At 51.5% G+C, this 23,217-nt stretch carries 19 protein-coding genes; 12 read left to right on the top strand and 7 right to left on the bottom strand.

The features are described from left to right. Positions 1–333: 333 nt before the first annotated feature. The 4 genes from ACNRUY_RS17930 to ACNRUY_RS17945 form a co-directional block, all read right to left on the bottom strand. On the bottom strand, positions 334–1,632 hold the full coding sequence (locus ACNRUY_RS17930) for a hypothetical protein (protein WP_488113021.1): 1,299 nt from the start codon (positions 1,630–1,632) through the stop codon (positions 334–336). 505 nt (positions 1,633–2,137) lie between these two features. Continuing rightward, positions 2,138–2,581 carry a hypothetical protein gene (locus ACNRUY_RS17935; RefSeq protein ID WP_488113022.1) on the bottom strand — a complete coding sequence of 148 codons (444 nt, stop codon included), beginning with the start codon at positions 2,579–2,581 and terminating at the stop codon, positions 2,138–2,140. A gap of 197 nt (positions 2,582–2,778) precedes the next feature. After that, positions 2,779–5,280 carry an ABC transporter permease gene (locus ACNRUY_RS17940; RefSeq protein WP_488113023.1) on the bottom strand — a complete coding sequence of 834 codons (2,502 nt, stop codon included), beginning with the start codon at positions 5,278–5,280 and terminating at the stop codon, positions 2,779–2,781. Next, the gene (locus ACNRUY_RS17945; RefSeq protein WP_488113024.1) at positions 5,277–6,089 is read right to left on the bottom strand and encodes an ABC transporter ATP-binding protein; all 813 of its coding nucleotides are present in this window, start codon (positions 6,087–6,089) and stop codon (positions 5,277–5,279) included. The genes ACNRUY_RS17940 and ACNRUY_RS17945 overlap by 4 nt, the downstream gene beginning before the upstream one ends. On the opposite strand from ACNRUY_RS17945, the gene ACNRUY_RS17950 reads away from it, so the two are divergent. Continuing rightward, complete coding sequence (locus tag ACNRUY_RS17950) at positions 6,076–6,759, top strand: arylesterase (RefSeq protein WP_488113025.1); 684 nt, start codon at positions 6,076–6,078, stop codon at positions 6,757–6,759. The two genes, ACNRUY_RS17945 and ACNRUY_RS17950, sit on opposite strands and share 14 nt — an antisense overlap. A 6-nt stretch (positions 6,760–6,765) precedes the next feature. Here the strand turns inward: ACNRUY_RS17950 and ACNRUY_RS17955 are convergent, their stop codons facing one another. Continuing rightward, a complete protein-coding gene (locus ACNRUY_RS17955) occupies positions 6,766–7,713 on the bottom strand; it encodes a hypothetical protein (protein WP_488113026.1) in 948 nt (315 codons plus the stop codon). Beyond that, positions 7,710–8,399: a glycoside hydrolase family 25 protein gene (locus ACNRUY_RS17960; RefSeq protein WP_488113027.1), complete on the bottom strand. Its 690-nt coding sequence runs from the start codon at positions 8,397–8,399 to the stop codon at positions 7,710–7,712. Before ACNRUY_RS17960 ends, ACNRUY_RS17955 begins: the two co-directional genes overlap by 4 nt. Before the next feature lie 459 nt (positions 8,400–8,858). On the opposite strand from ACNRUY_RS17960, the gene ACNRUY_RS17965 reads away from it, so the two are divergent. The 11 genes from ACNRUY_RS17965 to ACNRUY_RS18015 all read left to right on the top strand — a co-directional run bounded on the left by ACNRUY_RS17965 (position 8,859) and on the right by ACNRUY_RS18015 (position 22,488). Beyond that, positions 8,859–9,515 carry a papain-like cysteine protease family protein gene (locus tag ACNRUY_RS17965; RefSeq protein ID WP_488113028.1) on the top strand — a complete coding sequence of 219 codons (657 nt, stop codon included), beginning with the start codon at positions 8,859–8,861 and terminating at the stop codon, positions 9,513–9,515. Positions 9,516–9,587: 72 nt separating this feature from the next. Next, on the top strand, positions 9,588–10,517 hold the full coding sequence (locus ACNRUY_RS17970; RefSeq protein ID WP_488113029.1) for a hypothetical protein: 930 nt from the start codon (positions 9,588–9,590) through the stop codon (positions 10,515–10,517). A 31-nt stretch (positions 10,518–10,548) separates the two neighbouring features. Beyond that, a complete protein-coding gene (locus tag ACNRUY_RS17975; protein WP_488113030.1) occupies positions 10,549–11,478 on the top strand; it encodes a hypothetical protein in 930 nt (309 codons plus the stop codon). Between the two features lie 40 nt (positions 11,479–11,518). Beyond that, positions 11,519–11,902, top strand: coding sequence for a hypothetical protein (locus ACNRUY_RS17980; protein WP_488113031.1), 384 nt, complete (start codon positions 11,519–11,521; stop codon positions 11,900–11,902). A gap of 40 nt (positions 11,903–11,942) precedes the next feature. After that, entirely contained in the window at positions 11,943–12,341 is a 399-nt protein-coding gene (locus ACNRUY_RS17985; protein ID WP_488113032.1) for a hypothetical protein, read from the top strand. Between the two features lie 51 nt (positions 12,342–12,392). Then, the gene (locus tag ACNRUY_RS17990) at positions 12,393–13,751 is read left to right on the top strand and encodes a hypothetical protein (protein WP_488113033.1); all 1,359 of its coding nucleotides are present in this window, start codon (positions 12,393–12,395) and stop codon (positions 13,749–13,751) included. A 174-nt stretch (positions 13,752–13,925) separates the two neighbouring features. Next, a complete protein-coding gene (locus ACNRUY_RS17995; protein ID WP_488113034.1) occupies positions 13,926–15,032 on the top strand; it encodes a polyprenyl synthetase family protein in 1,107 nt (368 codons plus the stop codon). 23 nt (positions 15,033–15,055) lie between these two features. After that, a complete protein-coding gene (locus ACNRUY_RS18000; RefSeq protein WP_488113035.1) occupies positions 15,056–16,660 on the top strand; it encodes a JHBP domain-containing protein in 1,605 nt (534 codons plus the stop codon). Between the two features lie 45 nt (positions 16,661–16,705). Beyond that, positions 16,706–17,401: a hypothetical protein gene (locus ACNRUY_RS18005; protein WP_488113036.1), complete on the top strand. Its 696-nt coding sequence runs from the start codon at positions 16,706–16,708 to the stop codon at positions 17,399–17,401. 80 nt (positions 17,402–17,481) lie between these two features. Continuing rightward, the gene (locus ACNRUY_RS18010) at positions 17,482–18,669 is read left to right on the top strand and encodes a hypothetical protein (RefSeq protein WP_488113037.1); all 1,188 of its coding nucleotides are present in this window, start codon (positions 17,482–17,484) and stop codon (positions 18,667–18,669) included. Positions 18,670–18,684: 15 nt separating this feature from the next. Further along, a complete protein-coding gene (locus ACNRUY_RS18015; protein WP_488113038.1) occupies positions 18,685–22,488 on the top strand; it encodes a hypothetical protein in 3,804 nt (1,267 codons plus the stop codon). A 45-nt stretch (positions 22,489–22,533) separates the two neighbouring features. Here the strand turns inward: ACNRUY_RS18015 and ACNRUY_RS18020 are convergent, their stop codons facing one another. Continuing rightward, complete coding sequence (locus ACNRUY_RS18020; RefSeq protein WP_488113039.1) at positions 22,534–23,091, bottom strand: sugar O-acetyltransferase; 558 nt, start codon at positions 23,089–23,091, stop codon at positions 22,534–22,536. Between the last annotated feature and the right edge of the window lie 126 nt (positions 23,092–23,217).

The following is a 23,217-nucleotide window of genomic DNA, read 5'->3' on the forward strand; positions in this document are numbered from 1 at the left end:
CCGGAAATACCTTGTGCATCACCGGCAATGGGTGAGGGCGGCAGAGTTTTATGGAGGACACCGATCTGCTCTGGGGACATCATGGGTATGGACTTCAGGATGTCTTGGAATTGCTGAGGTTTCATGGCTGGAACTCCACTTTACACGACAATTCTCATGCTCAGGGAGTATAGACCATGTTAGCAACATTTAATTTGAACAGCGCCATCCCGCATTATTATAGATAAGCCTCCTGATACACCCTCTCTATACAAAGATATAAAATCAACCAATTATCAAGTATGGTTGGAGCTGTTCATTAATCTTACCTGACTGAAAAACTATAACAGCAGATCAACCTTCACTATGACAGAACCTCTCCCGAAACTTTTCCATAAAATGTCCCTTATCAAAGTGATATGAGTCCATAGCATCAAGAAGCCTCTTCTCTCCTTTAGGGATCAACACGTTATTCTTTTTATCAAATTCCTGATGCCATTTACCCCCAAGCAACTTATCACTAAATTTATTCATCAACCCAAGCTGGTATGCAGTACGATATAACAACTCAATTCCATATTTTGCACGATCATAAAAAGTTGGATCAATATAGCTTACAACCAATTGATCATAACCGTCTCTATCCTTTCCTAAAACAATAATCGTATTCCAAGCATGGCCGCCAACCCATGGAAAAATCGCTCCACTCATATAGACATTTTTCAGCTTTTCAGGATATTTCATTTTAAGGTACTGAAAAACAATTATATTTAATGCACTGTATTTATCACAATCCCCTACTTTTTCTTGCCAGTACCGAAACAAACTGGAACCTCCCATAATTGGAGATTGATGAATGGTAGGCAACCCATCATCTACTCTAAAATAGTCCAACCTGTCTGCAACTATATTTGAAGAAATAAGAATAAGGTCAGAGACACTAACCTGGGACAAGTCATTATCAGCAAAAATAATATCCAGCTCCTCAAAAAATGCATCAATGTCATCATGACTCATCCATAAATAATAATACCTATCCAGTATCAGCTCATAAAGACTCAGTGGAAGACTAATATTTTGATCGACTACAAAATCATCAATCTCGTGAAAATCAACAAATCTGATCTGAAGTTCACCATACAAGTCACATACTTTTAATTCACGAATTTTAAGAACATCGGCATAAGGTTCACAAGCAACTGTTTTTGAAAGACGATGTAAATATGATTTATTCAAACCAGAAGACAAAGCTTCGACATTAAATAAAGTTGTGAAACCAAACTTTATCAAATCAACTATTTCCCAGCCTGCCTCTATACCAACATTTGTATATTTTTTTACAACATCTGGTGCAACCCCTTGATCAGCCAAATATGGAATATCAAAAACATTTTTTATCCCTGCTTCTATGTACTTTCTTGCTTCATCGTCAGAAACACCTTTAAATTGTAACCAATCCATCTCACCAACATCTATCCCTGCGCTTACATATCCCTCTTCCTTGGAAATTTTAAAAGGTAAAAAACCTGCCACTTCAGTAAGGTTTTCTTTTTCAGTTTCTTGTACCTCAACTATGCCAACACTTTCACTGCCATCCAGTGAATATGATGAGTTCGCTATTAAAGTCATTGATATAAAAAAAAACCATTTCATTATCTAATCCCTTAGTTCTTTATCATAAATTTAGGCTTCGAAAGGTAAAATACTAAAAACAATTTCTCTATTTCATCACTTCTCAGAGAATATCAATCATCGTGCTAAACACCTTATTCATATTTAGTATCTAAAGTGTTTTCTCCCCAATGGCTGATGATCTGCAGCCTCTGTGGCTTCCGTAGATCGGGCATCACATTATCTGAGAATAACCCACGGACCTGCTTTTGAGGTGAGGTCGTAATTGCTTTAATCCCATTAAAGTATGGTGGTTAGAGCATACTAGCCAAAAAAAGTTCAATGACCCTGTTCGCTATGAACGCCAGCCATCGAAAAATTGATGAGCCATCCGTTATTTATCCAGATAAAAAGGCTGGCTATTCAGAAAAATCACAGGGGTTATACACCTAACCAACAGGTTATCCACAGACATACTCAATAAAGGAGTAAAGCGACAAAGCTTTCCACACTCATCAGGAAAGCTTCACAGCGATGGTTTTTGCCCCTACCGGCCCATCATTTCTGAGACCAGCAGCAGCATCCTCATTTCGGTCACGCAGATTTTCTGAAGATCCTCCCGGCTATCCTCGCTGAGACAGGCCAGGGAGCGGCTCTGCTCATCCCGGTCATGCCATTTCCCCGCCGCCATATAATCCGGATAGTGCTCCCGCAGCTTATCTTCAAGCCCATTTCGCTTTTCCTGTAACAGCATCATCATGGCCAACAACAGCGGTGGTACTTGTGCAGAAAGCCTGTGCCTGAGCTGGATATAACTGAAGTAAAGATTGGCAATGCGCTCGGTACTGTCCCTGATGCATAAAAGACAGAGATAGGATTCATCCCGGCAGGATAGGGTCCTATCCGTCTCCCTGGCCACTGAAACCGATTCTTTCGCTTCCATGCCGGACTCTTCATTGACCTGTTCATTCACAACAAAGTCGAGTGCCATAACAACCTCCTTCCATGAGGTAGTGTTTTCTCCAGATTACTGCACTTTCTAACAACAATGCCAACCTGAGCCAACAGACAACATTTCCACAGATTCCCTGACCAACCCCTTGAATGAGCTGTGGATAAACGTCCACAGCCCCTGTAATTACTGGGCAGAAAAAGGAGTGTTTATTTTTTAACCAGCCTTGTTTTTATTCACACTCTCTTCAAAATATTTGATGGTGACTGCCCTGTCACCCGTCGCAGTGCCAGCCATCCACAAGCCCCCAATACCAGGGCCCCCAGCAAAGGCAGAGCTATCCACAAAAACAGGGCGGGCTGCCAGTCAAGCTGAAATACCCGGGTGTTGAGAAAGTAACTGCACAACTCGGTTCCCATCACTGCCAGCAGCCCGGAAAGGGCTCCAAAGGCGATAAACTCCCCCACCTGCATTGCCAGAAGCTGCTTTCGCGAGCCCCCCAGAGAGCGAATCAAAGCACCTTCCTGCAGCCGCTCATCAATAGTGGATTCAATGACCGAAACCATTACCAGCAAACCGGCCAGTAGCAAAGCCACGAACATCGCTTCAACGGCAATGGTCGACTGAGCCAGCATGATCTGTACCTGGCCAATCACCGCATCCAGATCCAGCAGCGTCAGAGTGGGAAATTCCGTGATCAGACGATTGAGCACCAGTCGGTCGCCCGGTGCCAGATAAAAACTGTTCAGCCAGGTGGCAGGCAGGTCCTCTAGCGCTTTTTTGGGAAAAATCATATAAAAATTAGGGCGGAACGATTCCCACTGAACCGTACGAATACTGTCCACTGTCTGAGTAAACTCTTGACCGGACACCCTGAATGTCAACCTGTCCCCCATTTCAATACCCAGTTTAGCGGCCAGTTCCGACTCCACAGACAACCCTTCTTGGCTGCCAGGCTGCCACCACTGGCCGACTTCCAGGGCATTCATTTCGGGCAGTTCGGGGGACCAGGTCATGTTCAATTCACGATTGAGCGCATTATGGCTGCCTGCTTCCTTGGACACCGCTTCTCTGACCACCACACCATTAATATGGGTCAGCCGCCCACGAACAATGGGGTAGAGCTGGCTGGCGTCTATCTGACTGGCCTTGAGAAAACGGCGGTAGTCATCCACTTCACCCGGTTGCAGGTTCATGGCGAAATAGTTGGGTGTCTGCTCAGGTAGCTGATTCTGCCAGCGATGCAGTAGATCGGTTCTCAACAACAAAACCGTCGCCATGGCCATAAAGGTGAGGGAAAATGCCAGAAGCTGGGCTGCGGTTTTCCCCTGTCCCTGGGCCATTCGCCTTAATCCAGGCCGCCAGTAAAAGGGAACCCGTACCTTCCCGCCACCACTGAGCCCGGTTTCCAGACGGGCCAACAGAGCCTGAAGTCCCAGGGTAATTAATATCAGTAAGGCGCCAGAAGTGAGTGCCAGGATGCCGGCCATCAACAACTCCCCGGTGTGGTACCAGAGCAAAAACACCACCGCCGCGACCGACAAACCGTATACCGTCAGAGAAGAGACTGGAGATGGCACCAGGTCTTGCCTTAATACCCGTAAAGGTGAAACGCCCTGAAGCCTCAACAGAGGGGCAAACCCAAACCCTGCCAGGGTAATCACCCCGGTAGCGCCTCCCACCAATACGGGTGTCATTCCGGGATCAGGCAACCAGGCGGGTAGAACCCCCTGCAACAGTTGAACAACTCCCTGCTGCAACAGCCACCCAAGACTGACGCCCGGCAATGCCACCAGCAGGGCCACAAACACCAATTCGGCCATTAATACCTGCAGAACCTGCTTCTGACTTGCCCCCAGACACCGCATCACCGCGCAGGCATCAAACCGGCGCTGGGCAAACCGCTGACTGGCCATGGCCACTGCAACCCCCGCCAGCAACATGGCTGCCATACTGGCCAACCCAAGAAACTGCTTCAGCCTGACCACCGAGTTACGCAGATCCCGACGACTGTCGTCGGCTCTGACCAGGCGTTCACTGTCATCCAGCTCACCCTCTGCCCATTGCTGAAAAGCGGCCAGGTCGGATAACTCCCCCGCCAGCAATGTTTTCCAGCTGACACGGCTTCCCGGCTGGATAATGCCGGTTTTTTCCAGATCCGCCAGATTGAACATCAACCGGGGTGAGAAACTGTAAAAGTCCCCTCCCCGATCCGTTTCCATGGTGATTGCCCGGGTAATCTGCAGCCAGGTTTCCCCCAGCATCACCTTGTCACCAATAGCCACTCCCAACAGTGGAAACAATCTGGGTTCAAGCCATGCCTCACCGGGAGCAGGTGTATCCTTCACCGGCTGATCCTGGGCAAAAGGCCGGTCCGCCGTTCGTATATGCCCACGCAGTGGATAATTGTTTTCCACAGCTTTGGCTGACACCATTTGCATTGCTTCACCGGCCATGACCACCGACGGAAATTCCAGCACTGTGGATAACTCCAGTCCCTGACTGCGGGCCTGCTCCAGAACGGTCTCCTGTAGTGGACGGGGGCTTCGTATCATCATATCGGCGCCCAGGACTTCCGCCACCTGTCGCCCAAGTGCCAGTTGCAGCCGTTCACTGAACAGGGCAATGGCCGTACTGATGGACACGGCTACCAGAAGTGCGGCCACCAGCAACCAGAGTTCACCGGAGCGCCAGTCCCTTAACAGAAAACGCCAGGAAAGGAGCATATTCTGCTTCATGATACCTCCTCCAGCACGCCACCCTGGAGTTTCAGAACCCTCTGGCAGCGACGGGCAAGACTCATATCATGGGTGACCAATACCAGAGTGGTGCCCTGTTCACGATTGACCTCAAACAGCAGCTCAATAATCCTTTCACCGGTCTGTTCATCCAGGTTACCGGTGGGCTCATCGGCAAACAGAATACGGGGCTCACCGGCAAATGCCCTGGCAATGGCAACCCGCTGCTGCTCTCCCCCGGATAACTGCCGTGGATAGTGCTGCAGGCGTTGTTGAAGCCCTACCCGCTTCAGCAGGACTTCGGCCCGGTCATCCGGGTTATCCACACCTGCCAGCTCCAGAGGGAGCATGACATTTTCCTGGGCTGAGAGGTTACCCAGCAACTGGAAAGACTGAAACACAAACCCGGTATGTTCACCCCGGATCCTGGCCCGCTCATCTTCATCCAGCCCCACCAGAGACTGGCCCGCCAGGGTGACCTGACCCGAAGTGGGCAGATCCAGCCCGGCCAGCAGCCCAAGCAACGTGGACTTGCCGGAACCGGAGGTTCCCACAATGGCCAGGGACTCACCGGACTTGATCTCCAGGTCCAGCCCGGACAAGATGGTAAGCCGGTTGTCGCCGGTGCCAACGGTCTTCTCAAGTTTTCTGGCAGCCACGGCAACGGAATGTTGACCAGTAGTACACCGATCCCGGGCGCTGTTATCGTCACTGCAGGCAGACACACCTGCTGAAGACGTTTGTTCAGAAGAGATCGTCCCGGAGTGGCTCTTTCCGGAGCAATAGGAGTTCGATGTGGCGTTACTCATAAATAAAACCATGCCCTTTATAAAAATACCCTTTACCTTGAAACGCCGTTTTATTTCCCTGGCATTCTTCTCATTATTGACGCTCTCTTTTCTGACCAGTGCCCAGGCTGCCGATAAAAAGCTGCTGATCTTTGGAGACAGTCTGGGTGCAGCCTATGGCCTGACCGATGTCAGTAAAGGCTGGCCCCGTCTGCTGCAGGATAAAATACGTCAGCAGCAATATAAATGGCGGATCATCAATGTCAGCATCAGTGGTGAAACCACAGCAGGAGGTCTGAGCCGTTTTGCCAAAGCCCTGGAGCGTCATAATCCGGACCTGGTGCTTCTGGAGTTAGGGGCCAATGACGGCCTGCGTGGTACCTCGCTGACCGCACTCAGGAATAACCTGGACCAGATGCTCCGCCTGGCTGACGAGCGCCGTATAAAGACTATTCTCTTTGAAATGAGGATTCCCCCCAACTACGGACCGGTCTATACGAGACGTTTTACAGAAACTTTTCACGAGCTGGGAAGAAAGTGGAATATTCCGGTACAGCCCTTCTTCCTTGAAGGGATTGCCGGTAACAGTGACCTGAACCAGGCGGATGGGATTCATCCTAATGAAGCGGCTCAGCCCAGGCTGCTGGCCAATATCTGGCCAACACTGGAGCCGCTTTTGAAAGGTGAATGAGCTTTCCTAATGACTCCAGTGCCGGTGACGGCGGATCAGCGCCCGGACAAACCAGAGCATAAAAGCTGAAAACAACAGTGGCAGAAGAAACACTTCCAGCAGTGTCGAAGCAATGTACCGGGTCAGGTTGGTGGCAATGTAGCTCGACTTTTCCGACAGCTTTACCCGGACCGTACTGAACTGCTTAAGAGTACTGCTGGCATCTTCCTTGATGGAGGTTCCATCCTCCCCCGTGAGCAGGTGCTTGTGGGTATCCACAATAGCCTGATAACTCTCGTTGAACAGGGACTCCGTCACCGCCTTACTGGAGTGACTGACCAGACTGACCGACAGGGGAAAAATAATGGCCAGCAGCAGCACGGCCACCAGCAGGCCCTCCCCAAAACGGATCAGGGACATATGCCAGCGGTTCCGGGAGGAAAGCCAGGTGTCCGACACAATGACCGCCAGCAGTCCCAGCTCAGCGGCCACAACCAGCCAGGGAGTCAGCCATTGGATCAGTAATAACAGATTATCAATCACATGCAGGGCGACCAGATTAAACAGGGCAAAATTTCTTCCATAGGCCACCATATCGGTTAACTGCGCGATGATATTACCCAGCTGGATGTTGGCATCTACGAAAAAACTGATACCAAATTCGCTGCTCTGAAGCACCAGCAAACCAGCGTGCAGTTCTGCCAGGGTCAGAGTCATGGATTCAGCCCGATCAGCGGCACTGTCAATGAACCGGTCATTCGCCGCATAAATATCCCCAAGCAGGCGTTCATCCAGAGACGCCAGACGACCGTCGCTGGCCAGCCAGAGCGTACAGAATGTGGCCACCAGTATCCCCAGGAGAAGAGAATATTTAAACCAGTGAGAAGAGCGGTTCAGGGTGATATGAGGTAGAAAGTGATGGCCCTGCGTGCTGTTATGGGAGCCACTTCTTGTCGAAGAATCCAGCGTATTCATATCATGCACTCTCCCAGTGATTTCAGGGAATCCAGGCTTCCCTGGTAACGGCTCTGGTCAACCGGGCCGGATACTCCCAAAGCTCTTCCTTCCTCAGTAAACTGCCAGAACTCCCAGGGAATGCCCGATACTTTATGGGCATCACTGGTATAGTCGCTGATCCATATGGGGGCGTTCTGAAAATCCTTCTTCAGATAGCGGTTCCAGAACGATTTGCTGGTATACAGAATCGGGCTGCACCCGGTGCTTTTTCTGACAAAATCAATCCATTGACGTATGGATTGAATAAAGCTCCGGACACTGCCCTGAGGTGCCACTTCAACGTCCAGCACTGGAGGCAGGGAAAAATCATATTCACGGGTACTTTCTACGAAATGGCGAGCCTGATCCAGGGCATCAACATCAGGCAGAAAGAAATGGTAGACCCCATAGTTCATGGTGGTAGCCGCTATTCGCTCCAGATTGGTGGACATGCGGGGATCCACATACTCATCACCTTCGGTCGCCTTGACAAAACCAAAGTGAAAACCCGTTGCCACCTGCTTCCATTTCACATCCCCCTGATAATGGGAAACGTCTATGCCCAGCAGCAACCCAGGTACAGAGGCAGATACAGAAGCAGGCAAAGATGCCTCCCCATTCTGAACCGCTGCAACCGGTTCTTTCATAACGGTCGCATCCGACACTGAGCCGCCAGGTTTGCTGAGACCTTTTTCATTCCCCGAATGTGAAAGTTTTAACACTGTGGCTAGTAATCCATAAAGAATGAGGAGAAAAAGAACAACATCGGCAATATAAATCCACTGTTGTTTTTTTTTGACATCGGCATTAGAAATCCATTCAAACATTAGCTATTTCCCATGAAACTCATTGTTTTTTACTAATATTTTAAACTTCTTAACTCACCCTTTCAGAGCCAAGTAAAAAATTAATGACAGCTATCGTAAAAACGCATAAAAAAAAGACACCCCCTCATCATAAAAATGCAACAACATTAATGTAAATTAATCCATAAAACCCTGTTAGTTTTTAAATCTATGCCTTAGGATATTTTTGCACAAGCGGATTGTATGTTGAATTTTCTGTCGTGAAAAATCTGACCACAGCAGTGGGAGAAAAAATAACAAGATAGAAAGTAGGCAGCTATGCGAATAAAAATAGAACACGAAACGGCCCGCAGGCTTGCTCAGGATGGTCTCCTGCAAAAGGGCAACCTTAGCCAGTCGGTGGTGCTGGACTTTACCATTGACCAGCAAAAACTCAGTAACTGGTGCTGGGCTGCCATTGCCAGTTCAATTGGCAAATTCTACAAGACCAGCCAGCTGAACCAGGAACAGGTTGTATCCAGGGTATTAAATCTGCCACCGGCACAGCTCCCGGAAATACCAGACAACAACCACTTGAGCAATCAGCAGGTAACTCTTGATAAAAGCCTTTCAATTGTCAATTGTTACAGCCACTGGAGCCTTGGGCGACCCAGCTATGAACGCCTGATGCTGGAAATCAGCGCCGGCTGTCTGCCCTGTGCCCGAATCGAATGGCTGACAGGAGGTGCCCATTACCTGGTCATAAAGGGAATTAATCCCATGAACTCAACACTCTATATTGAAGACTCGCTCCACGGATCATCCATTATTCCTTACCAGGATTTTCCTAAACAATATGCTCCATCCGGGGGCATCTGGACCGATACATTCTGGACTGCACCAAAAAAGAACATCGAATTAAAAGACGGATCCTCTTCTACAGAAAAATCATTCAATCCTCAAGAACAAAAACAGTCATTTTTTAGAAAAGTATAAAAAAAGGGCGTCGTTTACCAAAGCGGACTACTTCCATTTTCGTAACAACCAGCCGGAAAAGAGAGTTAAGTAATGAGTCATTTTGATATTGCCATTGGTATTGGGGAGACAAGTGTCAATACGGCACTGTCTGCTCTATTTAATAACGATACCGCCAGAGCCAAATACTTTCAGGGGACCTACAGCAAAGACATTTCTGGCAAGGGTACTGTAAGCCTGACTTACGATGTCAAAGCCGCCCCCACCGTGACACTGTCGCCTCCTTCTCAGTCGGAGTGGGACAGTGCCATTAAACAGGGCAGCTCAACCACAATGCCTTCAGAAAATCTGTTCCAGATTCACTTTTCCGATATCAGCGGCAGCGAAGCCATTGATAACGGAACACCGGTCAATGCCGAAGGAAAACTCGATGTCTACCTGACCGCAACGATGAGCAGCGGTGTATTGAGCCTGGATCCAGTGGCGGTATGGATGGACACTTCCAGCTTCAGTGAGTTTGATGAATGGTTTGTCACCAGCATTCTGGTACCCGCCGCCCTGGAAATGGCCGGAACCATGCTCGGCACCATTACGCTTCCGGAAATTCCAGGCTACCAGGGTGTCAGTTTTAATGCTCCGGAGCTGTCGATCATCAGCAACCAGCTGGTTATGGCTGCCACCATGACCACCAGCACAACACCTTTGTCGTTTGATGGGTTTACAGTAGCAGACAAAGACTATTACGCACTGATCAGCCCGGACACGATCAACGCCATCGCCAGTGCTGGAACCGCCAGCTACGTCAATAAACCCATGTCCGGTTCCGATAAAACCGGTGATGACATGGCCTGGGCCAAAGGCAGTTACAACGCCAGTCTGAAAAGTATTTCCACCCAGGCCAACACCTCTGATCCCACCAAAGTGACGGTGTCCGTGAAAGCCGATATCAGCGTCACCGGTTCTGCAGGGGGAATTGGCCCTGCCTTGGCATGCCCCGTTGGAGCTGCACTGAACGCTTTTTAATCCCCGCATTTGCCAGAAGGAACACAGCCTTATGAGCCATTACGACTTACTGGTGGGACTGAATCAGGATCGCCTCAATCTGATCACACAACAGGCTTACAACTCAGACTCGCTCAAATCCTCTCTGTTCAGTGGCGGAGAGTCCGGCAGTTACAGCGGTGTCGGTTACTCCCTGCGCTGGTCACTGGGCAGTGCCCCGGAACTGGCCCTGCGCCCACCCACTTCCGATGAGTGGAGTGAAGCCATCAAAGAAGATGGCAAAGCGGTTGCTCCCCAGTCCGATGCCTTTGTGGTAGAGCTCAACCAGCTCTCCCTGAAGCTGAAAACCGACTCTGAACACCTGGACACCACCATCCCGGTCAAAGCCATCTGTACCGCGGGAACCCATGGCAATAACCTCTCAGTCAACGCCCTGGCAGTGATCGTCAACCTTGCCAAAGCCACCGACATGGACCGCTTTGTCATCTCCAAGGTGCTGATCCCCGCTTTGCTCAAGATGCTTAACCGGTCACTGTCCGGTATCAGCATTCCGCAAATTAACTTTGGCAGTATCTCACTCACCCCTCCCGTGGTTGAGATCAAGGAAGGTTACCTGCTCACCGCCTTCAACCTGGTCAAGGATGGCACTCCCAGCCTGGACAACATCAAAATTCCTGGAGATTCCTTTTTCGCCCTCCTCAGCCAGGAACTGATTCAGTCCGCAGTTGACTACGAAGTACGACGCAATATTCAGGGACAGAAATTCAATAAATCCGGCAGTGAGGGCGCCGCCGGCTTTTCCGCCAGTTACCACGCCTGGGGCAAGATCAACCGTATTTCAGTAAAAACCACCTCCAATCCGGAAAAACTGAACGCCAAAGCCTCCCTGAGCATGTCCGCCTCAGCAGGCATTGATACCCCCATTGGTAAGGTCATCAATGTCATTACCAACCCGGACACCTGGAACCCCAGCAAGTGGTAATTACCAGACCGGTTATTGAACAGTCAGCAGGAGCTCAAACATGTCCGATATAGGCGTCAGTTACGACTTACATTACTCCCCCAACCCAGTGAATGTTGATCTGAAACTGGGGGTTTCCAACACAACCCTCAAGGTCACACTCAGTGGTGTCCCGGCCCTGGCAGTGGCTGCCACTCCACATTTCAGTGGCAATATTCTGGAGGCGGCCACATCGGCCATGACCACGCCTCTGGCCAATGCCATCACCCTGTCGCTGGGCCCCTTCGCAGGGCAGATCATCAATGGCAAATCTTTCAATATCACCAAGGTGCCCAACCTGCCATTCAATATCGAAGGAGTCAGCGGCACCCTGAAACCAAAGAAGCTGTCTCTTTCCAACTTCAATGGCCAGCTGAAAATCGGCGGCGACTTTGATCTGAAATAAGCGGATTTGAACCAAGTAGATTTGAGTTAAGGAGAACATCATGGGCGAACCATTGAAAACCGTTGAAGTCAGTTATGGCGTCAGCTACAAGCCAAACCCACTGGTGATCGATACCAGCCTGTCCATGGACGGCTCAAAGGTCAAAGTCACTATTGATGATGTGCCAAAACTGGATATTACCCTGACCCCCAAGGCCAGTGGCAATCCCATCAATGACATCATGACGGCCATCGGCAGCCTGGCCAACCTGTTTTCCTCACAGATCTCCGACAAGGTGGTCAGTGAAGTGAAAGGTATTTCTGTGGATATCTTCGATGTGCCGGATATTCATATTGACCAGTCCGGCATTAATCTGACCCTGTCACCAGGCAACCTCAAGCTTGAAAACGACAGCGGAATGATGATGGTTTCCGGCGATATCAGCGTGACGGGTTTATAGCCACTCAGGAAAACCACAAAAGAATAAAACAGCAACTGATCAGGAATCATCATGAAAACCGTCAACATACCTGCTCGCCTTGGAGAAGAACTGGCCACCCGTGGAATTAAGGACACCCCGCCTTTTCCACTGGCGCTGAACGTGACTATGCCCAGGCAGCACGCCCTGGAACACGCCAACCTGACCTTCCGTTTTTTTGATTTTGCTTGCGCCAGCGAAGGCTCTATCGACGTCGACGACGTTGAGACCGATCATGAAGGCTACCGGAAAATCCGGATCGGTATCGAAAAACTCAAAATTTCAGGTCAGTACGCCATTGATGCCATGGAAACCCCCGTCGTAGACCTGGACGTCGGCGGCACCCTGATGCCTTACGACTCCATTTTCAACAAGCCACGTCCCGCAGGCGCCGATGAGGGTACAGGCATTTTCAATGAGCAGCAGAAAGATGAGTACCTGGACCAGGCCCGCGATCAGCGCACCCGGTTGATGGATACCCCCAATGGTCAGCAGTTGATGGGGGTCTATGACAGCCACGAAGAAGTCTACACCGAGATGTTCCAGAGCAGCAGCGCTGTCCGAACCACCTGGCAACAGGGCAACGTGACCGCCGATATGGCCAGCCATACGTCCGATGCCATCAAACAGGACACCACCATCAACCCGACACCGGAAGACAAAATGTTCGGGGAAGGCTTTTACCAGATGGGATACAACAACAACGCACTGGTGCAGCAGGTAACTCTGGCCACCGCCTGCATGGCCGCCGCCAAAAAAGCGGACAGTCTCCCTGCCGATGCCAGCCTTCCGGACAACAAGTATTCCCAGGCAGCGCTGGCCGCGTCCCAGTTCAAGGAAAGTGTCGCCCAGACCGGTAACACCCAGGACAAGACCACATCCATGACCGCCAGTGAAGTCTACACAACCGTGGACGACCACTCCGGGGATACACCCACTATGACCCTGGATCAACTGGATAACATGCAGTCCCAGACCAAAGGGTCTGGTGGTGCTGCTGCCGTGGCGGAAGCCCATGAGAAGGGGTGGCCTGTTCTTTCAGAACAGGAAAGAACACACATCCGTACGGTAATGGATCGCTGTTACGCCGAATTCTGCGAATACGACGAACGGCAACCCGTTCCCCTCTGGCAGGGACGCTGCTTTACTGAAATTCCCGGTATCGAAGTTTCCGTTCTGCTTGGCCTTGATAGTGAGGAAGTCATTGTGGAGCAGGTGGAGCTGCCCGTGTTTGATTTTGAACTGGATGACGCCAGCTGGGAAGGAGAAGCCGCCGACATCGCCCGGGAGCGACTCTCACAGATCCACTTTGTCCGCAGCCTGCTGCACCAGCAGATCTGCAAAAGCCTGGAACTGGCCACTCTTGATGTTCTCAACAAAGAGAGGGGTTGAAAAAGCCATGGCCGACTTTCCACAAGAAAGTCGGCATTCATCAAATGTCGGACGAACCGGCTCAAATCCCCATAGCGAAAGAAAAAGATTTTGCGGCCCTTTACCCACGAAAAACGGGGCAACAAACGGTTTTTCAGGGTCAATGAAATAACAATAATCAGCGAAGCAGTGCTTATGATTTCAGAACAGACTCCCTACCAGACAGCCTACGAAATTGATGTGCTGGGTAGCCGGGGGGGCTCTTTCAGCCCCGGGCTTAAACTGGCAGACAACCACATCAGTTCGGTGTTCGAACGCATCCAGAACGAACTGCTGAAAAACGACATTGAACGTTTTCAACAGACTCTGGAACAGGCCCTGGAGCCTCAGAAACAGTATCTGACTGAAACTGAATACCAGTTATACCGCCGCGGCAAAAAACTCCGCCCGATGATGCTGATGCTCTCGGCAAGAATGATCCATGGCCGGGGAGAGCTGCCTGAAAAGGTCATCATGGCGGCCGTCTCCCTGGAAATGCTCCATGTAGCCACCCTGATTCATGACGATATTATTGATGGGGCCCTGATGCGCCGGGGCCTGAAATCGGTCAATGCCACCCGCGGCACCAATGCCGCCATTCTGGTGGGTAACCTGCAGTTCCTGCAGGGCATTCGCAGTTTCACCGACGCCATTGATACCGATTCCGAGATGGGGCTGGTGAAACTGGTGCTGGATACCGCTTTTCGTATCTGCTGCGGTGAGCTGGATGAACTGGAAACCGACCCCAAATGGGAACCCGCCCGACTTAAGGCCCATTATTATCAGGTGATTGAGCGTAAAACCGCCATTCTTTTTGGCCTCGCCTGTGAAACCGGAGTCGCCCTGGCCAAGGGCCGCAGCAGTGACTCCAGGCGGGCTGGATACTACGGGCGTCGTATGGGCAGGGCTTTTCAGATTATGGACGACCTGTTCGACAACCTGCTCCCCAGCGACACAGCGGGCAAGATCCAGGGCACCGACCTGGCCCAGAAGCGTTTTTCCCTGCCCATTATCTACGCCATGGAAGAGCTTGGGCCAGACCATCTGGTCAGCCAGATTATCCGGGGCACCGTGACCCCGGATGCCCATCAGCTTGCTGCCGGGGTCGAGGCGGTCAAATACAGCGACGGTTTCAGCCGCGCCTATGCCGACGCCCGCCATGAAGCTCTGGATGCCCTGGAGTTTCTCAACCCTTTTGAGGACAACGAATACCGGCAGGCTCTGGCGGACATTGCCCTGTCCACCGTGGATCGATCCTACTAATTTCCAGGAACAGGAAAACAACCATGGCTTTCTTTCCATTTCTGTACAACACCATCCAGAAACGGGCCAATGACCGTAGTAATCAACGGTTCTGGTTACCCGGTGTCCTCCAGGGCATTGATAACCCTGATAAAAGTGCAGGAGGTAAACTGCTGCCTCTGAGAGGGCAGAACTGGTCACTGGGTAAAATAGAAGGCCAGGCTGGTCAGACCATCACCCTGGCCATAATTGGTGCCGCCCGCTCCCTGGTTGAACCGGGTCAGCAGGTGAGTCCGTATATGGATGACCCCTACGCCAGCCTTGCGGTTACCGATGGGGAGATCATCGGTCTGGATAACCTGTTTCTTTACCCGGACCCCGTCAGCAACACCAGTCCGGAAGGCTACAAAACCACCATCGACCTGAAATTCAATCAATACGATGACCTTGGAACCCTGGGGCTGCAGGGCAGCTATCAGCTGGATCAGAAAATAGAAGTCACTGGACCGGAATCAGGGCAGAAACAGGTACAGACCATCACCGGTACCGGTACCTTTGCCTCTACCATCACCAACGCCAAACTGCTGGCGGATGTGGATATCAATGTGACTGGCACAGGCAGCAGCCGCAAACTTGGGGTAACCATCACCCAGTTGCAGCTGGTGGCCGCTGAGGAGGGGGAAAAGCCGGTTTTTGCCACAAAAATATTGAAGATTGATTCTGCGGAACCAGGCTATGAGGCCATCTGGCTGAATATCTCCAATAACGCCTTTAACTCCTCTTCTGCTTCCGACTCCATGCTGAAGAGTGTCACCGAAACATTAAACCAGCCTGGCAATCTCAATTCACTCAGTGAAACCATGAGCAACCAGCTTGGCAACCTGCTGGACAGCCTGGTGGGCAGCCCTGGTGAGTTACCGGAAGACAGTGGCCAGCATGTCGCCAACCCGGCGGACTTATACCTTTATGACCGGATAAGAGCTGCATTGAACGACACCGACAGCAACCTTTACCTGCCCAAACAGCTGCTCTCCATCAGCGGACCCGCCCTGGAGCCATTAACCATCGACAGTGTCAATGTGGGGAAACAGGACATCAGTGGATTAACCTGGGAACCCAATACCCTCAGCAACGTAAAGATTGTGGGACTGTCCAATAACCTGGCCACGGCTGATCAAATGACGCTCAAAGAGCCTCTGCTGACCCTGCTCACCACCCAGGGAGCCCTGAACACAACCCAGAAGCGAAGCGTTGATGGCAAGGAGATTCCTCCTGCACCACTGACCATCACAGCAGGCTTTTCCTTTACCCCGCCCGGTATCAGCCCGGTGACCGGAACCTTGAACATTCAGGTAACCACCAGCCATCTGGACATCGTCACCACTGCCTCAGGGAAGATGCTGGATGACCTGGTGATTACCCTGCAAAGCCTTGCCCTGAATGCCTCCCTGCCGGACCTGAATATCGACCTGAACATTACCTCGGATTCCATGATGAACAACTTTGGTAAAACCCTGGTCAGCAAAGACTCGGTCAAGCAGCAGCTGATCGACCAGGTGAACAAACAGCTCAGCAACAATCTCGACAGCATCAGTGAACAGGTCACTAAATCCGTTGTCGACTACGGCACCAAAGCGTTGGACAACTGATTCACCACTTAAAATTCAAAAGAACCAAGAAAAGGGACTGAAACCATGAACCAACTCGACCAGATTCTAATTATCTATCTGACCACCCCCGCCAGTGATTTTTACCTGAGCAAAATGCTGGCCAAATCCAGTGATCCCAGTCTTGAACCTTTCAAGGCAAACAGTGTGGACGCTGGCAGCTTTGACTTTTACAACCAGCCCATTGACGTCAAACTGCAGGACCTCTCCATTGCTGGCCTGACCAATATCCAGATCGAAAAAGAGAAGGGCAAACCGAATATTCAGGTTAACGGAGATCAGGTGACCTTTGTGGCCGACCGGCCCAATACCGAAGCGCCACCGGAAAACGTTCCCACGGAGTTAACCGCCACGGGTCAGCTACTGGTGATTGCCAATGGTAGTGACTCTCCCCTGGTGCCCATTACCCTAACCGTGGATACCGGTCAGCTGACCGGTACTTTTACCGCTACAGGCGACCCGACCCAACCGGATACCGTCCAGATCACCTTCACTCATCTGGCGCTGACGACGACCGCCACCTCTTCCAATATTAAAGTGGATTTGAGCCACCTGAAGTCAGCATTCAAACCCCAGATTGAGGAACTGCTGAAAAAACCGGAAACCCTTTCGAGCCTGGTCAGCAAACTGAATGATCAAGTAAACGATCAGTCGGTTCTCGATGCGGTGAGTACCGCAGGAACCACTGCAGCAAAACAGGCATTGAAAAACTTTGTGGGGTAACTCCCGCTATCCATTCTGGCACTTCAAACAAATGCCCAAGCAAAAGAAAAAGGCTCTTTTGAAAAAAACGAGAAAAATACATGCCTTATACGCACTTCCAATACATTGCCTATAAAACGCCTACCTTTGGCTACAACAACGTCACCCAGACCTACCGCTCCTCCCTGGCTGCCGGGGAGTTATGCGATGCGGTCACCGATATTCCAGTGCCCAATAACCTGGGACTGTCGGATGATGCCAAGAAACGCTTACGACGTTTCGCCGCCGTGGTGGAAAAAGCCTATGACAACCTGGTGGGCGACCAGAATACAACGTTAAAAGTTTTTATGGCGCCGGAGTTTTACTTCCGCCCGGAGCAGAGCCCCAACTCACTCAGCTACGAGCAGACAGAAAGGGGAAAGATCCTGGCGGCCCTCGGCCTGATGTTTAAAAACGCCAAATTTGACCACTGGTTGATTGTCGCGGGCACCATCATTTCCAACATTAAAATCCTGCCCCAGCCTGCAGTAGCCCCCTTTCATTATTTCTACAATACCGCCATCGCCATTCGGGGAGGCACCACCAACAGCCAGCTGTTTGCCATCGAAAAACAGCAACCGTCAGGTATTGATGGTGTGCCGATTACCGGAGGGATAGGGGCTCCAAGGGTCGTAGCCAATAACTACACCAACCACTACCAGGCCTGGAACCAGAGAAAGCAACGTATGTTTTCCGTGGACGGCGTCAATCTGGGGGTGGACATCTGCCTGGACCATGCCAGCCCGGTCGCTTTTGACGATAGACCCAACGTTCCCCCCTATGTGGTGCAGGACAATCTTCGCATGCTCAAACATGTTGCTCATGAGTCCATGAACATACCACCACCACCGCCCGCCCCGCCAGCGAACATTTCCCTTCACCTGCTGACCGCAGGCGGGATGACCATCAATGCGGAATCCCTGGCAGCAAGAGACAATGGGTATATTTTAAGAAACGATGGTCACCCTTTTATGCCCAGCCATGTGGAAATGAAGCAAGTCACCGGCTACTCCACCCCGGCGGGCAACACCACTTATGACGATATGACCGTCGGCAACCCCAACCCTATTCCCCCTGCTGGCGGCAGCAGTAATACGTTCCCGGATTGCGCCATAGCGGCTTTCAGCAATGTCCTTCCGGTTGGCTCGACCCCTTTAACCGGCAAGCTGAAAGTCCCCATTGACGCCCAGTACAACCCCAACAATATGGACCAGGCCATTGTCACCTATCCGGTAACCGCCCTGCCTTAGGACGAGGGAATAATAATGAATTTTGCTGAACTGACGGCCGCTCTGACGGCGGATGGCCAGGGCAATATCACCCTGTCCAAAGGAACCCTGACCAGTAATATTGATAACCTGATCAGTGCCTGCTACCTGAATATTTACAACAACAACCAGTCGGACATTGTCATTCGCGGTGCCAGCGTTACCGTGAATAAATCCTCCTCTCCAGAAACAATAGAGGTGAGTGGAACGTCCGAATTTCTGAAAACCAGCATTGCCACCACCGGTGCATCACTACCCGTGACCGGCACCTTCACTCTGGACGACAGTGGTAATGCTCAGATGCTGCTGCGTTATCAGCTGCTGGACGACGCACCCGGCCCCAGTGACTGGAAATTCTCCAACAGTTTCAGTGACCTTCCCACCGTCACCGACTGGAGCAAACCGGTCAACTCCTCTTCTGTGCAATTATTGAATGACTTTTATCTGTTTAATGCGGCCTTTGTCGTCTCTTCCCAGAGTGGCACCGATTCTGTGCTGAAAGCGCCTTTGCAGACCGGCATCAACTTTGTATCCAACTTGAAGCCCCAGGGCGTTCTGGGCATTCTGGAGAGCACTTTCAACCAGAGCAACAACCTGGTGGTCAGTGGCCCGATCATTCTGCCCCGCATTGGCCAGAATGTGCCGCCCCGTGAACCCTTCAAATTTCCCTGGGAAGACCGGGACAACGTGCCGGGAATTCACCTCAACGTCGAGCTGGCCAGTGTCGAACTGGGCAGCAACACCTTTGACAGCTTCCAGCTGCGCACATACAGCCCCATGGACAATCAGTGGCTGGCTGACAACAGTACCCAGACGCCCCTGACCTGCTTCACTGGCGGCCTGAACATCTCCAGCGCCAAAGACATCAGTATCGAACTGATTGCCGAATTCCAGCCGGGTAGCCGTGAACTCTACCTGATGGGATTAGGCCAGGGGCTCAGTATCGCCAACCTGGCAGAAATGCTGCACATTTCCGGATCGGACGACAGCGGATCAATTCTTCCCGACGACCTCCAGAAACTGATTTCCGGACTCTCGAAAATTGAACTTCAGTCATTGGGTCTTGGGCTGTCCCTTGGCACTTTCCCTCCTTCCATCAATTACTCCATGTTTACCGTGGGACTGTCTGAGGTGGACTGGGAAATCTGGCAGGATCACTTTGCCCTCACCGGGCTGGCGTGCCGCTTCGAAGCCTTTAATCCCTTCGACAGCACGACCCGTTCTTTCGACGCCACCCTGATGGCCACCACTGAAGTGGAAGGCCAGGAAGTGAATGTCATTGCCAGCAGCCGGGACCAGTTCACTTTTTACGCCAGCCTGGAAAATGCCACGATTCCCCTGAGCTCCATGCTGAAGAACTATAACCTGCCGGTTGACCCGCCTTCGGACCTGGTGATCGATTCCCTGAGGGTGGGAATCGCCCCCATGAAATCCTACAGTTTTGCCCTGTTTATGGCCTCCCAGCCCAACAGCTGGACCATCGACCTGGGGCCAAAAAACCTCCAGATCAGCGATGTCACACTTTCTCTAGCCTACCCCAAAGGAGGCCCTGTCGGTGGCAGTTTTGGCGGCACCCTGGCAATAGACGGCATTGGTTCATTAAGTGCTCACTATTCGCTTTCCGGCGAACTGATGGCCTATACCTACATCCCCAAAATCAGCTTTGACAGTTTGCTGGACTCCCTGAGCCTCTCCCTGCCCGCCATACCCAGCGGTTTTCACCTGGAATTCGATAACTCCTACGCCATGGTGCAGCACTCCCAGGCCAACAATATGTTCCTGATGAGCACTGACATCGATGATTTTGGCACTGTTTCCTTCCAGGCCCTGAAATCATCGGTCACCGGTGGCAGCTGGGGCTTTGCCTTCGGGCTCAATCTGGGTGAAGGCAGTCTGTCCGCCATCAATGGTCTGTCCCTGCTGGCTCCCTTTGAATCCCTGTTCCAGCTGCAGGAACTGGTGCTGGTGGTGGCCAGCTTTGATGCCACCAGCTTTGCCTTTCCAGGCATGGAGCAGTTCAACCAGCCCGCCCTGAACAGCAAGGGCGTCTCCCTCCCTTCCCAGAGCAACGGAGTGATCGCAGGGCTGAATGTATACGGCCAATGGCAGATCGATACCGGAAATAAACAACAGAAGCTGCTCAAGGACCTGCTCGGACTCAACCCCAGCCTGGGGATCACACTTCAGGTGGGCGTAAACCCGGCCAAAGATGCCAGCCTTTATGTGAGCTATTCCGGTGAACTGATGAAGATGCCCATGAGCTGCCGGTTTGGGGCCCGAATGCGGGATTCCGTTCCGGAGCTGTTCCTCTCGGGTACACTTCAGGCAGACATCCAGGGCAGCCAGCAGACCTTCACCATCACCCTGGACTTCACCCCCAACGGTGCCTTTGCCGCTGGCACCATGCAGGGCAGCAAGCCTATTGATTTCGAAGTGTTCAAACTGGGTGACCTGGCTCTGGAAATGGGGATCAGCTACGAAGGCATTCCCTCCCTGGGGCTGGCGGGCACCATCCTTGTGGATAACTTTATGTCGTCCATTGCCGTCTTCTTTGACTCCGCCAATCCCGCCCAGAGTATGGTCGCCGGTGCCGTCAGTGACCTGCACCTGGGGGATGTTCTGGACACCCTGACCGGCAACATTCTGCCTTCCGAGATCGACAAGGTATTGAATGAGGTCAGTATTGAAGGCACCCAGAGCTTTGATATTGCCGGTAGTGTACTGACCAGCCTGGAACAGCGGGACGCTGGCGGTGTTTCCACGGCCTTTGCCGCAGCCGGAGTCACAGTTTCTTCCTCTGCCCAGCTCCTGCTGATTGGCGAAGGCAAGAATGAAGACACCTGGTTTGTCACCGACATGGCCAATGAAATGCGTCACTATCAGCTTTCCAAAAGTGACAACCAGTTCAAGGTGGAGGTCAATGCCCAGTTCTACTGTGCACCACAGGCGACGTCGATTGGTGAGCTCCGCTTTACTCCCGGCTTCTACGTCAATGGCCGGATTAATTTCTTCGGCCTCTACGCCCAGGCTACCATCGACATCAGCCCCAACAAGGGGATTGCCGTGGATGCCCAGATGTCCAAAATCGTGCTGGGTAATGAAAACCTGTTCTGCATCAAGGCGGCGGAAGGCAGCGGAGGCCCAGTGGTCTCCATCGCTACCTTCAGCCAACCCACCGAGAAGGTAGAAGAGTTCCGCAAACCGCACTTTTACATCAACGGCGAAGTGGAAATACTGGGCATGAGTCGCTCAGTGTTTATCAATATCTCTTCCAGCGGAGCCCAGTTTGACCTTAAAGGCGACCTGCTGCCGGGAGGGATTGTTCAGGGTGAACTGGAAGGCACCTTTGATAGTCTCACCAATGCCAATGTGGAAGGGGATGTCAAAGTGGGGATTGGTGATGTGGATCTGGGTCCCCTGGGCACCTTCAAGATTGAAACCGGTGCCACCGGCGCTGTGGATATCTTTATCAAAGGCTCCGATCTGGGCGCCTGGATCACCGCCGGTTTTGAACTGGCGGGTAACAGCTTCAATCTGCCCAAACTGAAAATAGATGTGGACACCGGTGACCTGGCCCATCTGCCCAAGATGCTGTTTGACGCCATTGTCGATTTTCTCAAGGAGCTGTTCACCGACCCGAAAGAGTGGGCGAAAATGGCCAAGAAAGCCCTGGACTGGACCGAAGACAAAATCTCCGGCGTTCTGTCGGACACCTTTGGACTGGACAAGGAGCAGGTCAAGGAAATTCTCAATGTGGTCGCCAACCTCTGTCCTGTAACCGCAGCCTTGAATGCTTTTTAATCAAACCGTTGCCAGCCTGCCTTAGGGTGGGCTGTTTTAGCGCATTCACCCTTGTTCCATGGTTTTCATCACCCTACAGGGCACACCAGCAGCTACCGTATTAGCGGGTATATCCCGGGTCACCACACTGCCGGAACCGATCACTGCGTTATCCCCAATGATTACACCAGGGTTGACGGTCACATTTGCTCCCAGCCAGACATTGTTGCCAATGGTAATTTTCCGGCCAAACTCCAGGCCAGAATTGCGTGTTTCTGCATCAATAGGATGACCCGCGGTACTGATGGTGACATTTGGTCCCAACATGACATTGTCGCCAATATGGACAGGGCAGACATCCAGAATCACCAGGTTATGATTGGCGTAAAACTGCTTTCCCAGGCGGATGTTGTAGCCGTAGTCACAATAAAAAGTCGGTTCAATATGGGCTTCTGCCACCTGCCCCAGAAGTTGCTCCAGAATACGGGCTTTCTCTTCCGTCTCGGCTGGAGACAGATGATTGTAGGTATGGCACAGCGTCTTGGCTTTCTCCCTTTCCATCAACAACTCGGGATCAAAGGCCAGATAATCCATTTCAGCCAGCATCTTTTCTTTTTCAGTCACAGGTCAATTGCTCCAGCAGTGCATCCAATGATGCACGGACGGTGGATATGGTCTTGAAGCATTGACTCATATTTTAATGATGTACGTTAGTGCAACTAGCTCTAGGTACGCTTCGGGTTGTGCTTA

The organism is Endozoicomonas sp. Z74 (assembly GCF_057680865.1).

What these genes read in the sequence shown, in the direction of transcription:
- ACNRUY_RS17975 (WP_488113030.1), top strand. Translation starts at nt 10,549, where the DNA reads ATGAGCCATTACGACTTACTGGTGGGACTGAATCAGGATCGCCTCAAT.
- ACNRUY_RS18015 (WP_488113038.1), top strand. Translation starts at nt 18,685, where the DNA reads ATGAATTTTGCTGAACTGACGGCCGCTCTGACGGCGGATGGCCAGGGC.
- ACNRUY_RS18010 (WP_488113037.1), top strand. Translation starts at nt 17,482, where the DNA reads ATGCCTTATACGCACTTCCAATACATTGCCTATAAAACGCCTACCTTT.
- ACNRUY_RS17990 (WP_488113033.1), top strand. Translation starts at nt 12,393, where the DNA reads ATGAAAACCGTCAACATACCTGCTCGCCTTGGAGAAGAACTGGCCACC.
- ACNRUY_RS17965 (WP_488113028.1), top strand. Translation starts at nt 8,859, where the DNA reads ATGCGAATAAAAATAGAACACGAAACGGCCCGCAGGCTTGCTCAGGAT.
- ACNRUY_RS17935 (WP_488113022.1), bottom strand. Translation starts at nt 2,581, where the DNA reads ATGGCACTCGACTTTGTTGTGAATGAACAGGTCAATGAAGAGTCCGGC.
- ACNRUY_RS18005 (WP_488113036.1), top strand. Translation starts at nt 16,706, where the DNA reads ATGAACCAACTCGACCAGATTCTAATTATCTATCTGACCACCCCCGCC.
- ACNRUY_RS17955 (WP_488113026.1), bottom strand. Translation starts at nt 7,713, where the DNA reads ATGAATACGCTGGATTCTTCGACAAGAAGTGGCTCCCATAACAGCACG.
- ACNRUY_RS17970 (WP_488113029.1), top strand. Translation starts at nt 9,588, where the DNA reads ATGAGTCATTTTGATATTGCCATTGGTATTGGGGAGACAAGTGTCAAT.
- ACNRUY_RS17930 (WP_488113021.1), bottom strand. Translation starts at nt 1,632, where the DNA reads ATGAAATGGTTTTTTTTTATATCAATGACTTTAATAGCGAACTCATCA.
- ACNRUY_RS17945 (WP_488113024.1), bottom strand. Translation starts at nt 6,089, where the DNA reads ATGAGTAACGCCACATCGAACTCCTATTGCTCCGGAAAGAGCCACTCC.
- ACNRUY_RS18000 (WP_488113035.1), top strand. Translation starts at nt 15,056, where the DNA reads ATGGCTTTCTTTCCATTTCTGTACAACACCATCCAGAAACGGGCCAAT.
- ACNRUY_RS17980 (WP_488113031.1), top strand. Translation starts at nt 11,519, where the DNA reads ATGTCCGATATAGGCGTCAGTTACGACTTACATTACTCCCCCAACCCA.
- ACNRUY_RS17995 (WP_488113034.1), top strand. Translation starts at nt 13,926, where the DNA reads ATGATTTCAGAACAGACTCCCTACCAGACAGCCTACGAAATTGATGTG.
- ACNRUY_RS17985 (WP_488113032.1), top strand. Translation starts at nt 11,943, where the DNA reads ATGGGCGAACCATTGAAAACCGTTGAAGTCAGTTATGGCGTCAGCTAC.
- ACNRUY_RS17940 (WP_488113023.1), bottom strand. Translation starts at nt 5,280, where the DNA reads ATGAAGCAGAATATGCTCCTTTCCTGGCGTTTTCTGTTAAGGGACTGG.